At 71.8% G+C, this 14,002-nt stretch carries 12 protein-coding genes and 1 pseudogene; 8 read left to right on the forward strand and 5 right to left on the reverse strand.

Annotated features, from left to right (window positions below):
- Window positions 1–25 precede the first annotated feature (25 nt).
- Entirely contained in the window at window positions 26–1,657 is a 1,632-nt protein-coding gene (gene pruA, locus ACFXGI_RS18195; protein WP_384707245.1) for an L-glutamate gamma-semialdehyde dehydrogenase, read from the forward strand.
- Between the two features lie 97 nt (window positions 1,658–1,754).
- On the opposite strand, the pseudogene ACFXGI_RS18200 reads toward pruA, so the two are convergent.
- Window positions 1,755–2,679, reverse strand: a pseudogene (locus ACFXGI_RS18200) (zinc-binding alcohol dehydrogenase family protein).
- A gap of 88 nt (window positions 2,680–2,767) precedes the next feature.
- Between ACFXGI_RS18200 and ACFXGI_RS18205 the strand changes: the two are divergent.
- Complete coding sequence (locus ACFXGI_RS18205) at window positions 2,768–3,220, forward strand: MarR family winged helix-turn-helix transcriptional regulator (protein WP_384707248.1); 453 nt, start codon at window positions 2,768–2,770, stop codon at window positions 3,218–3,220.
- Here ACFXGI_RS18205 and ACFXGI_RS18210 read toward each other — a convergent pair.
- Window positions 3,217–3,918 carry a nitroreductase family protein gene (locus tag ACFXGI_RS18210; RefSeq protein WP_384707251.1) on the reverse strand — a complete coding sequence of 234 codons (702 nt, stop codon included), beginning with the start codon at window positions 3,916–3,918 and terminating at the stop codon, window positions 3,217–3,219. The two genes, ACFXGI_RS18205 and ACFXGI_RS18210, sit on opposite strands and share 4 nt — an antisense overlap.
- Window positions 3,919–4,017: 99 nt before the next feature.
- Between ACFXGI_RS18210 and ACFXGI_RS18215 the strand changes: the two genes are divergently transcribed.
- Window positions 4,018–4,554 carry a GNAT family N-acetyltransferase gene (locus ACFXGI_RS18215; protein WP_384707254.1) on the forward strand — a complete coding sequence of 179 codons (537 nt, stop codon included), beginning with the start codon at window positions 4,018–4,020 and terminating at the stop codon, window positions 4,552–4,554.
- A 4-nt stretch (window positions 4,555–4,558) separates the two neighbouring features.
- Here ACFXGI_RS18215 and ACFXGI_RS18220 read toward each other — a convergent pair whose 3' ends face one another.
- Both ACFXGI_RS18220 and ACFXGI_RS18225 read right to left on the reverse strand, forming a co-directional pair.
- Window positions 4,559–6,586 carry a phosphocholine-specific phospholipase C gene (locus ACFXGI_RS18220; RefSeq protein WP_384707257.1) on the reverse strand — a complete coding sequence of 676 codons (2,028 nt, stop codon included), beginning with the start codon at window positions 6,584–6,586 and terminating at the stop codon, window positions 4,559–4,561.
- A gap of 119 nt (window positions 6,587–6,705) precedes the next feature.
- Window positions 6,706–7,722 (reverse strand): NADP-dependent oxidoreductase, encoded by a 1,017-nt coding sequence (locus tag ACFXGI_RS18225; RefSeq protein ID WP_384707260.1) that lies wholly within the window; start codon window positions 7,720–7,722, stop codon window positions 6,706–6,708.
- Window positions 7,723–7,823: 101 nt separating this feature from the next.
- Between ACFXGI_RS18225 and ACFXGI_RS18230 the strand changes: the two genes are divergently transcribed.
- The 5 genes from ACFXGI_RS18230 (at window position 7,824) to ACFXGI_RS18250 (ending at window position 12,414) form a co-directional block, all read left to right on the forward strand.
- The gene (locus ACFXGI_RS18230) at window positions 7,824–8,717 is read left to right on the forward strand and encodes a LysR family transcriptional regulator (protein WP_384707263.1); all 894 of its coding nucleotides are present in this window, start codon (window positions 7,824–7,826) and stop codon (window positions 8,715–8,717) included.
- A gap of 261 nt (window positions 8,718–8,978) precedes the next feature.
- Window positions 8,979–9,107: a hypothetical protein gene (locus ACFXGI_RS18235; protein WP_266625109.1), complete on the forward strand. Its 129-nt coding sequence runs from the start codon at window positions 8,979–8,981 to the stop codon at window positions 9,105–9,107.
- A gap of 81 nt (window positions 9,108–9,188) precedes the next feature.
- Window positions 9,189–10,229, forward strand: coding sequence for a 3-isopropylmalate dehydrogenase (locus ACFXGI_RS18240; protein ID WP_384707267.1), 1,041 nt, complete (start codon window positions 9,189–9,191; stop codon window positions 10,227–10,229).
- 242 nt (window positions 10,230–10,471) lie between these two features.
- Window positions 10,472–11,572: a branched-chain amino acid aminotransferase gene (locus tag ACFXGI_RS18245; protein ID WP_384707270.1), complete on the forward strand. Its 1,101-nt coding sequence runs from the start codon at window positions 10,472–10,474 to the stop codon at window positions 11,570–11,572.
- Window positions 11,573–11,979: 407 nt separating this feature from the next.
- On the forward strand, window positions 11,980–12,414 hold the full coding sequence (locus ACFXGI_RS18250; protein ID WP_384707273.1) for a hypothetical protein: 435 nt from the start codon (window positions 11,980–11,982) through the stop codon (window positions 12,412–12,414).
- Between the two features lie 81 nt (window positions 12,415–12,495).
- On the opposite strand, the gene ACFXGI_RS18255 is transcribed toward ACFXGI_RS18250, so the two are convergent.
- Entirely contained in the window at window positions 12,496–13,938 is a 1,443-nt protein-coding gene (locus ACFXGI_RS18255; RefSeq protein WP_384707276.1) for a cytosine permease, read from the reverse strand.
- Between the last annotated feature and the right edge of the window lie 64 nt (window positions 13,939–14,002).

Raw genomic sequence — 14,002 nt, forward strand, 5'->3', positions numbered from 1 at the left:
ACCAGGTCAAGGAGTTACCAGCCCCATGGATGCTGTGACCCAGGTCCCCGTGCCGGTCAACGAGCCGGTCCACTCGTACGCCCCCGGCACCCCGGAGCGCGCGCGCCTCGAAACGCAGCTGAAGCAGCTGTCCGAGAACCCGATCGACCTGCCCATGACGATCAACGGCGTCAAGCGGATGGGCGGCGGCGAGCGCCTCGACGTCGTGCAGCCGCACGACCACAAGTCGGTCATCGGCACGTACGCGAACGCCACCCGGGCCGACGCCCAGGAGGCCGTCGACGCCGCCCTGGCCGCCGCCCCGGCCTGGCGCTCGATGGCCTTCGACGACCGCGCCGCGATCATCCTGCGCGCCGCCGAGCTGCTGTCCGGCCCGTGGCGCGAGAAGCTGGCCGCCTCGACGATGCTGGGCCAGTCGAAGACCGCGCAGCAGGCCGAGATCGACACCCCGTGCGAGCTCGTCGACTTCTGGCGCTTCAACGTCCACTTCGCCCGCCAGATCCTGGCCGAGCAGCCGGTCGCGAACTCCGCCGGCGTGTGGAACCGCAGCGACCACCGCCCGCTCGAGGGCTTCGTCTACGCGATCACGCCGTTCAACTTCACGGCCATCGCCGGCAACCTGCCGACCGCCCCCGCCCTGATGGGCAATGTGGTCGTGTGGAAGCCGTCCCCGACGCAGACCCACTCCGCGGTCCTCCTGATGGAGCTCCTGGAGGAAGCCGGCCTGCCGAAGGGCGTCATCAACCTGGTGACGGGCGACGGCATCGCCGTGTCCGAGGTGGCCCTGAACCACCCCGAGCTGGCCGGCATCCACTTCACCGGCTCGACCAAGACCTTCCAGCACCTGTGGAAGACGGTCGGCAACAACATCGAGAAGTACAAGTCCTACCCGCGCCTGGTCGGCGAGACCGGCGGCAAGGACTTCGTCGTCGCGCACCCGTCCGCGGACCGCGCCGTTCTGAAGACCGCCCTGACCCGCGGTTCCTTCGAGTTCCAGGGCCAGAAGTGCTCGGCGTCCTCGCGCGCCTACGTCCCGGCCTCGATCTGGAACGACGGCTTCAAGGAGGCCTTCGCGGCCGAGGTCGACGGCATCACCATGGGTGACGTCCGCGATCTGACCAACTTCATCGGCGCCGTCATCGACGAGCGGTCGTTCGCGAAGAACAAGGCCGCGATCGACCGTGCGATCGCCGACCCGACCTGCGAGATCATCGCCGGTGGCACGTACGACGACTCGGAGGGCTACTTCGTCCGCCCGACCGTCATCGCGTGCACCGACCCGGAGAACGAGGTCTTCACGACCGAGTACTTCGGCCCGATCCTGGCGATCCACGTGTACGAGGACGCCGAGTTCGACGCGATGCTGGCCCAGATGGAGTCCGTGTCGGCGTACGCGCTGACCGGCTCGATCATCGCCGGTGACCGCTACGCGGCCGCGGACGCGATGGAGAAGCTCCGCTTCGCGGCGGGCAACTTCTACATCAACGACAAGTCGACCGGTGCCGTGGTCGGCCAGCAGCCCTTCGGCGGCGGCCGTGCCTCGGGCACGAACGACAAGGCCGGCGCGGCGAGCAACCTGACGCGCTGGGTCTCGACCCGCTCCATCAAGGAGACCCTGGTCGCCCCGACGGAGTACGGCTACCCGCACATGGGCTGATCCGGCCCCCTTCTGAACCCCGCCCCCGTTCCGGTACCCCCAAGTCCGGATCGGGGGCGGTCCCAGTTCCACCCCCTGCGGTCAGGGGACCGGGCCGTCAGGGGATCAGGACGACCTTGCCGAGGTTGCGCCGTTCCTCGATCAGCGCGTGCGCCCGGGCCGCCTCGGCCAGCGGGATCTCCCCGTGCACGGCGGGGCGCAGCGAGCCGTCCGCGTACGCCTTCCACAGCTCGCGCCGCCAGCCCTCCAGGACCTCCGGCCGCCCCTGAGCGACGGCCCGGATCTGGAAGCCGGTCACCGAGGCGCCCCGCAGCAGCAGTTCGTAGGCCTCCACCGTGCCGCCGCCGGAGCCGTACGCCACCAGCCGGCCGCCCGTGGCCAGGGCCCGCACGGCGGGGCCGAGCAGTTCGCCTCCGACCCCGTCGAGGACCACGTCGTACGGATCGCCCCAGGCGTCCGGGTCGTCGTACAGCACCACCTCGTCGGCGCCGGCCGCGTACGAACCCGGCCTTGCCGGGACTGGAGACGGCCGCGACCAGCCGGCCGGCCCCGCCCGCCCGGGCCAGTCGGAGCGCGAGGCTGCCGACCCCGCTCGCGGCTGCCGTGACCAGCACGGACTCCCCGGGCCGTACCTGCCCGGCCTCCCAGGCGCCCCGGGCGACGAGCCCGCTGCGTACGAGCGCGACGGCGTCCACGGCGCCGGCCCCGTCGGGGACGGCGGAGGCGAACGGGGCCGCGAGGAGCGCGTACTCGGCGTACCCGTGGCCGAAGCACAGCCCGGTGACCCGGTCCCCTACGGCGAACCCCCGCACCCCCTCGCCGAGCGCGGCCACGGTCCCCGCGACCTCCCCGCCGAGCGGTACCGCCTCGCGGCCCTCCCGCACCTTGCGCACGACGGGCAGCGTGACCCCGACGGCCTCGACCGCGACGAGCAGCTCCCCGGGCCCGGGGACGGGCGCGGCCACCTCCTCGGCGAACAGCACTTCGGGACCGCCGTTGACCTCATGGCGGATGCGCAGCACAGGACCTCCCGGACCGTGGCAGATTCGTTGGGAGCCCCAACGATATGGGAGATCGTGGGGAATCCCAATGAATTGTTAAGCTGGGCCCATGACCTCGGCCCTCGCGCACATCCAGGCCCTCCCGAGCTGGCTCGTGGGGCGGGTCGCGGCGCGCGGCCGCGGCCTGGTCGCCGAGGCGCTCGCCGCGGAGGGGCTGAAGCTCGCCCACCACGCGGTGCTGGCGGCGACCGCCGAGTACGGCCCGGTGGCCCAGGCCGACCTCGGCCGCCGGCTCGGCATCGACCCCAAGGACCTGGTCGGACTCCTCAACCACCTCGAAGGCGCGGGCCTCCTCCTGCGCGCTCCGGACCCGGCGGACCGCCGCAAGAACGCCGTCACCCCCACCCCGGCGGGCGCGGCCGCCCTCACCCGCTGCGCCACCCTGGCCGAGCAGGCCAATGCCGCGTTCCTGTCCCCCCTGACCCCGGCGGAACGCGACCAGCTGACCGCCCTCCTGACCCGCATCCACGAAGCCCCGGGCGATCCGAAAGACACCCCCTAGACCTCGGTCATGACCTGACCGAGGGACTTGCGGGTGAGGTCCGGGACCTCGCAGTCGTCGGACGGGTAGCCGATGGGGATGACCGCGAAGGCCTTCTCGTTCTCCGGGCGGTGCAGGACGTGGGAGAGGAAGCGCATCGGGCTCGGGGTGTGGACCAGGGCCGCGAGGCCGCTGAGGTGGAGGGCGGTCAGGAGCATGCCGACCGCGATGCCGACCGATTCGTCCACGTAGTAGTGCTTGCGCTTGGCGCCGTCCGGGCCGAGCCAGTAGCGCTGCCCGAAGACGACGAGCAGGGCGGGGGCGTCGGTGAGGTGGGTCTTGACCGCGTCCGTGCCCAGCGGGCGCAGGGCGGTCAGCCACTCGTCGCCGAGGCGGCCGTCGTACGAGATCAGCTCCTCCTGTTCGGCGGCGTCGCGGATCCGCCGGCGCACCTGCGGGTCCTTGACCAGGACGAAGGTCCACGGCTGCTGGTGGGCCCCGGAGGGGGCGGTCGCCGCGCAGGCGATCGCGTCGCGTACGGCCTGCTCCGGGACGGGGTCGGGGGAGAAGTGGCGGACGGTCCGCCGCTCGTCCATGCGCCGGCGCAACTCCGCGGCCCGCGCGAGCGATTGCGCGCTCGGCATCCGCGCGGGCCGGTAGGCGACGGGCTGGTAGGGCGCGCCGTGGGCGGGGGCCCACTGCCGGATCTCTGGAGGCATGCACCGATCCTCACGGGTGCGGCTGCGCGGGGGCACGGCCCGTTCCGGTCGCCCCCGCGGATTTCCGGCCTTTCCCGCGGCCGTTGATAGCTTCGCCGTATGGACGTACTGCTGAAGCACACCTCCCGGCTGGGGGACGGCGAGCTCCGTGAGCTGCGGGAACTGCTCGACCGGGCCTTCGGCGGGGACTTCGCCGACGAGGACTTCGAGCACGCGCTCGGTGGCATGCACGCCCTCGTCCGCGAGGGCGGGGAGCTCGTGGCCCACGGGAGCGTGGTGCAGCGGCGGGTCCTTCACCGGGGCCGGGCCCTGCGGACCGGATACGTCGAGGCCGTCGCCGTACGGGCGGACCGGCGCCGGCGCGGACTCGGCGGGCAGGTCATGGAGGCGCTGGAGGGCATCATCGAGCGGGCCTACGTACTCGGCGCGCTGTCGGCCTCCGCCGACGGGGCCCGGCTGTACGAGGGGCGGGGGTGGGCCGTGTGGGGCGGGCGGATCGGGGCGCTGTCACCCGCCGGGCCGGTGCGGCTCCCCGATGAGGAGGGGTCGACGTACGTGTGGCTCCCGCCCGGCGGGGTGCTGGAGGATCCCGCCGGGCGGCTCGACTTCGACTGGCGTGACGGCGACGTGCTGTAGCGCGTCAGCCCGAGATGCTGGGCGTGCCCGTCTCGATGTGGCCCGTGTAGCGGCGCGACCAGGTGCCGTCGTTGTCCGCGAGGATCGTGAAGTCGTACCAGCCGTCGTTGTACGCGACCGCGTTGAAGTAGTCCTCGCGCGAGGAGTTCGCCGGGACGGTGTACGTCCACGGGCCGTCCGAGCGGTAGGCGTTCGAGCGGATCGTGAAGGTGACGGGCGCGGCCGACGCGTTCGTCATCTTGAACCAGACCGCCGTCTTGCCCGTGCCCGGCTCCACCGCGAATCGGGCCGCCACCTCGACCGCCTTGCCCGCCTTCGACGCGTCGCCGATGAACCGGCGCAGGAAGCGGTTCGGCCCGTACATCGAGATGTCGTACTTGCCGGAGCCGCTGCCGAGCCCGATGTTGAAGTAGTCCGTCCCCGTCGCGCCCGGGTCCACCGTGTACTGCCAGGCGGCCGTGTCCCGGTACTGGTGCGGGTGGATCGAGAAGTGCGCCGCCTGCTTCGCCTGCGCGCCCTGGTTGGTCATCGAGAACCAGGCCAGGATCTTGCCGGCCGCCCCGAACTCGAACCGGTCCAGGTTGCCGTTGACCTGGTACGGAAGGGCCCGCGCCAGGCGGGTTCCGGCCTCCTGGGCGGGGAGCGCGTTGTCCTGCGGCGCCGGGTTGGGGAGCGGGCCGCAGGTCGACTGGCCGATGACCTTCGCGGTCGAGGGCAGCCCGGCCGGCACCCCGTACACCGGGCGCGCGAAGTCGAAGACGCCGGTCAGGTCGCCGGTCACCCTGCGGCGCCAGGCGCTGATGTTCGGGCAGTTCGCCGGGGTGCCGAGGGCTGCCGTCCACTTCTCCATGAAGCGGAGCACCGAGGTGTGGTCGAAGACCTCCGAGCTCACCCAGCCGCCGCGCGTCCACGGGGACATGACGATCATCGGGACGCGGAAGCCGAGGCCGATCGGGGTGCCGTCGATGTACTCGCCCGGGGTGCCGGGCGGGGCGACGGGCGGCGGGACGTGGTCGAAGAAGCCGTCGTTCTCGTCGTAGTTGAGGAAGAGGACGGTGGAGTCGAAGACCTCGGGGTTCGCGGACAGCGCCCGGTAGACCAGGTCCACGAAGTGCGCGCCGTCGCCGGGCGGGGCGTACGGGTGCTCCGAGAAGGCCTCGTTCGCGACGACCCAGGAGACCTGCGGCAGGGTGCCGGCGACGACGTCCGCGCGGATGGCGGCCGCGATGTCGTCGGGGGTGGAGCCGGTGACCTTGGGGACGGATGCCATGCCGCGGTCCCACAGCGGGTTGCCGGGCGCCGCGTCCGTGAACTTCTTGAAGTAGGCCAGAGCGTTGTCGCCGTAGTTGTCCTGGGCGTTCTGGTAGACCTTCCAGCTCATGCCGGCCCGCTGGAGGGCCTCCGCGTACGTCTCCCAGGTCAGCCCGGACTCGTCGCCGCCGTCCTTGCTGCCCGCGTCGACCTTGCCGCTCCACAGGAAGGTGCGGTTGGGGCCGGTCGCGCTCAGGGTGGAGCAGAAGTACGCGTCGCAGACGGTGTAGTTGTCGGCGAGCCCGTAGTGGAAGGGTATGTCCCCGCGGTCGAGGTGGCCGAGGGTGCGGGTGTTGCCCACGCCGAGGACCCAGTTGTCCATCCGGCCCTTGTTCCAGGCGGCGTGCTGCGAGGTCCAGCTGTGCGGGAGATCGCCGTTGCACTGGGCGAGGGTCTCGCCGTCGACACCGCCGGCCGCAGGGGTGGAGCTGAGCTTCCACGGGTACTGGCGGCCGCCCCAGTTGGGCTGGTTGAACATGCCCCAGCCGCCCGGGATGTTGCCGGCGGCGCGGTCACCGAAGCCGCGGACACCCTTCAGCCTGCCGAAGTAGTGGTCGAAGCTGCGGTTCTCCTGCATCAGGATCACCACGTGCTTCACGTCGGTGATCGTGCCGGTCGCGGCGGCGGCGGCCGCCGACGCAGGCGCGATCACCGGCAGGGCGGCCCCGGCCATCAGCCCGGCGCCGATACCCACGAAACCTCTGCGGCTGATCGGTGTCACTGGCTACTCGCCTCCAACTCAAGTGCCCCGCTGGCACATTGACGGAAAGAGTGGCGGGCCCCGGGCCAAAGGTCTACATCCGTGCGGTAAGAAGTCGGTGAACATCCGGTTGGCTGGATTCAGTCCCCGAGACGGACCAGCATCTTGCCCAGATTGTCCCCTCGAAGCATGCCCAGGAAGGCATCCACCGTGTGATCAATTCCCTGGACAACGGTGGTGTCCGTGCCGATCCGGCCGCTCTGCAGGTGCGGGACCAGGAAGTCCTCCATCTCGTCCTGCAAATTGGTGTGATTGCGAACCAATACCCCTTCCAGGCGCAGCGACTTGTGGACGATCTCGAAGAGGTTGCGCGGCGCGGCCGGCGAGCGGTCCCCGTTGTACATCGAGATCCCGCCGACCCAGGCGATCCGCCCGTACTCGCGCAGCACGTCGATCGCGCCCGCCAGATGGTCCCCGCCCACGTTGTCCACGTACACGTCGATGCCGTCCGGTGCGGCCAGCGCGAGCTGCTCGCCGACCGGCCCGTCGTGGTAGTCGAACGCCGCGTCGAAGCCGAGGACCCCGGTCAGGTGGCGGACCTTCGCCGCCGAGCCCGCGCTGCCGATGATCCGGCGGGCGCCCAGCAGCCGGGCGATGTGCCCGGTGGCGGTGCCGACACCGCCCGCGGCGGCCGAGACGAACAGGTCCTCGCCCTCGCGCAGCGCCGCGGTCCGGGTGAGGGCGGCGTACGCGGTCAGACCGGTGCCGCCGAGGATGCCCAGGTACGCCTCCAGCGGGACGCCCGCATGGCCGCGCAGGGTGCGGGTGCCGTTCACGCCGAGGGTGACGAGGGCGTGCGTGCGCCAGCCCTCGCGGTGGAAGACCAGGTCGCCCTCGCGCAGCCCCGGGTCGCGGGAGGCGAGCACCCGGCCCACCGAGCGCCCCTCCAACGGGGTGTTCAGCTCGAAGCCGCCCTCGCCGCCGTCCATCATCCCGCGGTGGTACGGGTCCACCGAGAGCAGCAGGTTCTGCACCAGGGCGGTGCCCGGGGCGGGGGAGGGGAGCGGGGTCTCGACGTACGCGAAGTCGGTCGCGACGGGGAAGCCGGCGGGGCGGGCGATCAGGTGGACGGCGTGGGCGGTGTGGTTCGTGGTCATGGAGAGGACGCTAGGAAGGAATCACCGGCCCGGGCAGGGGGTTGCGCTCATGGAAGCCGCACATCCATGAACACCGCTCATAGAACGAGGTGAGAGCCGCTGTGGCCGAGCTCGCTCCGCACGAACTCCGGGTCCTGGTGGCCGTGGCCGAGACCGGCGGCTTCTCCGCCGCGGCAGCCCGTCTCGGCCTCACCCAGTCGGCCGTGTCGCACTCGGTGCGCGGCAGCGAGGCCAAGGTCGGCGCGGTCCTCTTCGAGCGCGGGCGCACCGGAGCCTCGCCCACCCCGGCGGGGGAGCGGGCCGTCGGCCTCGCCCGCCGGATCCTGCGGCTGTACGAGGTCCTGGGCGCGGAGGTGCGCGGCGCCGGCCGGGACGCCGGGGACGCCGTCGGGGGCGTGCTGCGCATCGCGGCGTTCCGCAGCGCGGCCCTGCACCTGCTGCCCCCGGCCCTGGAGCGGCTCACGGCCCGCCACCCCGGCATCCGCCCCGAGGTCCGGGTGGTGCGCGAGCTCGGCGCCGGCACGGCCGGGGAGGTGGCCGCGGGCCGGGCCGACCTCGGCATCGCGACGCTGAACGGGACCGGCCCCGCGGCGCGGGACGGCGGGGCGGCCGGCCTGCTGACGGGGGTGCTCCGGGAGGAGGCGTACGCCCTGGTCCACCCCGCCGGACACCCGGACCCGAAGGCGCTGCCCCTGCTGGACTGGGACGAGAACTGCGGCTCGTACACCCGCGACTGGTGGCGGGCCCAGGACTGGATCCCGCGCGCCACCGTCAAGGCGGAGGACGACGCGATGGTGCTGACCATGGTCGGGCGCGGGCTCGGCATGGCGATCCTGCCCGAGCTGTCGCTCCGCGAGGCCTCGGACGCCGTGGACATCACCGGACTGGGCCCTTCGGGGCCGGTGAGACGCGTGGGATACGTCACCACGCCGGAATCCGCCTCGACTCTCGCTGTACGTGCTCTGATCAGGGAACTTCGCTCCGAGAGGGACTGAATCGGAGGTCAGCGGAGGGGCCTTCCGAGGGCTTGTCCGTCTCAGATAGTAGGAAGCCCGACTAATTGCGGAGACATACAACGGGAGCTGGCCTAGCTTTGTAGAAGCCGAACGTCTCGCCGATCCGGCGAATGGCGGTCGAGAGCGCGCGCCCCTGGGCAGGCAACCCCTGCCGCGCACCGCTCCCCGCCTCTTCCGGCGCCTTGAAGGAACCCCTCATCCGTGGCCCCGCCACGCCGTGATCTCAAGGAGTCGATCACCATGACCGCATCCACCGCAGCCCGCCGCGTCCGCCACTCCTCCACCGCCGACGCCGACCGCAAGAACGCCGCGGCCGCCCTCCAGCGCGCCCTCGACCGCCGGGACAACGGCGGCTCGACCGGCCACTGAGCAGCCCCGCCCCTCGGGCGTATTGGTCCACATGGTGGACGGGATATGCCCGAGGGCTGGGACAGGGAGTACGGTTCCGACATGTCGACCAGCATCAATCTCGCAGTGATCCCCGGTGATGGCATCGGCCAGGAAGTCGTGGCTCAGGGCCTCAAGGTCCTTACCGCGGTCCTGCCCCAGGATGTGAAGCTGGAGACCAAGGAGTACGACCTCGGCGCTCAGCGCTGGCACCGCACCGGTGAGACCCTCCCGGACGCGGAGCTCGAAGCCCTCAAGCACCACGACGCGATCCTGCTGGGCGCCATCGGCGACCCGTCGGTCCCGTCCGGCGTGCTGGAGCGCGGCCTGCTGCTGAAGCTCCGCTTCGCCTTCGACCACTTCATCAACCTGCGCCCGTCGAAGCTCTTCCCGAACACCGCGACCCCGCTCGCCGGACGTCCGGAGATCGACTTCGTCGTGGTCCGCGAGGGCACCGAGGGCCCGTACACCGGCAACGGCGGCAGCCTGCGCACCGGTACGCCCGCCGAGGTGGCCACCGAGGTCAGCGTCAACACCGCGTACGGCGTGGAGCGCGTCGTCCGCGACGCGTACGAGCGGGCCGACTCCCGCCCCCGCAAGAAGCTGACGCTGGTCCACAAGAACAACGTCCTCGTGTACGCGGGCCACCTGTGGAAGAACATCTTCGACAAGGTCGGCCAGGAGTACCCCGAGGTCACCACCGACTACCTGCACGTCGACGCCGCGACGATCTTCTTCGTCACGCAGCCCGAGCGCTTCGACGTCATCGTGACCGACAACCTCTTCGGTGACATCCTCACCGACCTGGCCGCCGCCGTGACCGGCGGAATCGGCCTCGCCGCCTCCGGGAACATCAACCCGACCGGCGCTTTCCCGTCCATGTTCGAGCCCGTCCACGGCTCGGCCCCGGACATCGCCGGCACCGGCAAGGCGGACCCGACCGCGACGATCCTCTCGGTCGCCCTCCTGCTGCGCCACCTCGGCCACGAGGACCGCGCCGTCCGCATCGAGGACGCGGTCTGCGCCGACCTCGCGGAGCGCGACGGCACCTTCCGCTCCACCGAGCAGATCGGCGACGCCCTCGCCGCCCGAGTAGCCGGCTGACCCGGCAGCTCCACCTCAGGAAGCCGCCGGGCCGCGCGTACGACGCACCCGGCGGCTTTTCCTGTGCGGCCCCGGGTGCCACCATCTCCCCTGGGCCGCATTCACTCCGCTTCACCCTGCTTCTCCGAAGGCACCTCGCGCGCGATAATCGAACGCGAGACCGCGGAATGCGGAGAAGCTCGGACGTCCTGGTACGCCGTGAGCGCGGTCCGCCCTACGAAACCGGTGAAGGACAAGCACTCATGACGACGCCCACGATCGAGCTCAAGCCCTCCTCGAACCCGCTGTCCGATGCGGAGCGCGAGGCGATCCTGGCCAGCCCCGGCTTCGGCCGCCACTTCACCGACCACATGGTGACGATCAAGTGGACCGAGGGTCGCGGCTGGCACGACGCCGAGCTGGTCCCTTACGCGCCGCTGTCGATGGACCCGGCGAACATGACCCTGCACTACGCGCAGACGATCTTCGAAGGCCTCAAGGCCTACCGCCAGCCCGACGGCACCGTCGCCACCTTCCGGCCGCGGGCCAACGCCGAGCGCTTCCAGGCCTCCGCCCGCCGCATGGCGATGCCGGAGCTGCCCGCCGACCTCTTCATCGAGGCCTGCGACGCGCTGATCAAGCAGGACCGGGCCTGGGTGCCGGACTCCGGCGAGGCCTCCCTGTACCTGCGGCCGTTCATGTTCGCGTCCGAGGTCGGCCTCGGCGTCCGTCCGGCCAACGAGTTCCTCTTCATGGTCATCGCCTCGCCCGCCGGCGCGTACTTCCCCGGCGGCGTCAAGCCTGTCTCCGTCTGGCTCTCCGAGGAGTACGTCCGCGCAGTCAAGGGCGGTACGGGCGCGGCCAAGACCGGCGGCAACTACGCGGCCTCCCTCGTGGCCCAGGCCCAGGCCGCCGAGCACGGCTGCGACCAGGTGGTCTGGCTCGACGCCGTCGAGCACCGCTGGATCGAGGAGATGGGCGGCATGAACCTGTACTTCGTGTACGGGGAAGAGGGCGGGACGCAGCGCATCGTCACCCCGGAGCTCACCGGCTCCCTCCTGCCGGGCATCACCCGCGACTCCCTCCTCACCATCGCCCGCGACCTCGGCTACACCGCCGAGGAGGGACGTATCTCCACCGAGGACTGGAAGCGCGACAACGAGAACGGCACCCTCACCGAGGTGTTCGCCTGCGGCACCGCCGCCGTCATCACCCCGGTAGGCTCGGTCAAGTCCGAGCGCGCCAACTGGACCCAGGGCACCGGCGAGCCCGGCGAGGTCACGATGAAGCTCCGCAAGGCGCTGCTGGAGCTCCAGACCGGCCGCACCGCCGACACCCACGGCTGGATGCACCCGCTCGGCTAGGACCGCAGCGCGCCCGCCACGAAGAAGAGGTCCCGGCCGGGAGGCCGGGGCCTCTTCGTGTGTCCGGGACCCGGTCCGCCGGACGGTGCGGGCGGGCCGCCGCGCCCCTCCGCGCCGCCCGTGCGCGCCACCCGTACGGGGGTACGCCGGCACCGTTGTCCGGCGTCGCCCCGCCGGGGGCGCGGGGGCCGCCCGCGCCCGTGCCCGCCGGTGTTGCGGCCCCGCCCGCCGCTCCGTCGGGGCGCATGGGTCCGGTCCGTTCGGAAGTGCGGTGGACGTACCGGCGTGCGACGTTGATCGCGCCTGCCCATGCGGTGCCGGACACCGGTCACGGGCGGCACGGCACGCCCCAGTGCCGTGAATCTCTCGTGCGTCGGCCGATGCGGCCGGCGGGAAGGCGGATCCCCATGAAGCGGTTCGTTGCCTCCGGCCTGCTGTGCACGGCCGCGGTACTCGGCGCCTCGGCATGCTCCAGCAGCGACGACACGACGCCGGCGGAGGCAGCCTCGTCGGCCAGTGCCGCGCTGTGCACCAGCCTCGTCCAGTTGAAGTCGGACAACGCCGCGCTCAAGGCGCTGAATCCGGCCACTGCCACCAAGGACCAGCTGAAGTCGGCGTACGACGCCGTCCAGACCGACTGGAAGAACGTCAAGGAGCACACCTCGGCCCTGAAGTCTGCCGAGAAGGACGCCGTGACGTCGGCCGCGGAGAACCTCAAGAAGGCCTACGAGGACCTGCCGGGCGACACCACGGGCAAGGACGCGATCACCCAGCTCCAGCCGCAGATCCAGGCGCTGGACAGCGCGGCCACCCAGGCGACGACCGCGAACAACTGCCGTTAGCGCGCGACGGCGAAAGCCGCGCGGGCCCCGGGAGGACGTCCTCCCGGGGCCCGCGCCGCGCACCGGTCCCGGCGCCCGCCGTCAGTCGGCGGCGACCGCGACCCTGTCGGCCGGTGCGGCCGGCTCCGCGGTCTCGGCAGCGGCGGGGGAGCGTCGTGCGGTCAGGGCCGTGTAGACGAGGCCGCCGGCCAGGCCGGAGAGGACGAAGGAGCAGTCCACGCCGCCGGTCAGGGCGAGCAGCGGGCCCTCGTAGAAGGGGGTGGTCACCGCGAGCAGGCCGACTCCGGCGCCGACGGCCCAGGAGACCGTGGCGGCCACGTTCCAGCCGGCGCGGTACCAGTAGATCCCGCCCACCGAGCGGCGGTTGAACACCTGGAGGGCATCGGCGTCGTACTGCCCGCGGCAGCGGACGTAGCCGATCAGGGTGATCACGGCCCACGGGGTGCCGATCGCGGTCAGCAGCAGGACGAACGAGGTCATCGCGGACTGCACGTCCCACTCGAAGGAGCCGATGAAGACGAACGCGGTGGCCACGGCGGCCGCGACCAGCGTGGCCTTGGCGCGGGTGGCCCTGGGCACGATGGCGTCGAGGTCGAGGCCCATGGAGTAGAGCATCAGCCCGGCGTTGCCCACCGAGCCGGCCGCGGCGGCGGCGAGCAGCGGGATCAGGTACCAGAACGGCGCGGTCTCGACGAGGGGCCCGGCGTACTCGGCGCCGGCCTTGGCGGCGAGCGCGGTGTAGGTGCCGAACAGCTGCGGGATCAGCAGGCCGATCAGCAGGCCGAGTGCCGTGGACCAGAACACCTTGCGGGAGCTGTGCGCGCGGGGGGAGATGTAGCGGGTGTAGTCGCCGAGCAGGGTGATGAAGGCGACGGGCCCGCTGAGCCCGGCGGCGACGGCGGCCAGCAGCCAGGTCGGCCAGAAGGAGCCGAGCAGGTACGAGGTCTGCGGCGGGGCGGCGGTGGTGAAGTCGGGGGCGTAGGCGAAGAAGCCGACGGCGAGCAGGATCACCATGCCGATGGAGAGCACCTTGCTCATCCGCAGCAGCAGCCGGTAGCCGAAGACGGCCCCGACGACGGCACAGGCGGCCAGCACCCCGTACATCACGGCCCGCGAGACGCCGGTGTCCGGCAGTCCGGTCAGCCGGGACAGGACGCCGACCATGACGTCGCCGCCGATCCACAGGGTGAGGGCGGTGTAGCCGAGCGAGAGCAGCAGGCCGACCACCGAACCGACGAGCCGGCCGCGGACGCCGAACTGGGCGCCGCTGGAGGTGGACAGGTTGGTCGCCGTGCGCAGGGAGACCAGTGCCAGCGGCGCGGTGAAGGCGATGCCGACGAGCGTGCCGGTCACGATGGCGGTGACCGACGGCCACAGACCCAGTCCGAAGGACGGGGGCAGCCAGCCGAACACGATCACGCCGAGGCAGAGGTTGGAGCCGAGCAGGATCGAGATCAGGTCACGGGGACCGCTCGTCCGCTCCTCCTCGGGGATGGTGTCGACTCCGCGCTGTTCTATGGGCATGGGGGACTCCCTTGGCAGGGCGGGGGGTGGTTCGCATGTGTTTGAGCGACACTCAATGTGACCT

This window comes from Streptomyces sp. NPDC059355 (genome assembly GCF_042752335.1).
In the GTDB taxonomy this organism is placed as follows: domain Bacteria; phylum Actinomycetota; class Actinomycetes; order Streptomycetales; family Streptomycetaceae; genus Streptomyces.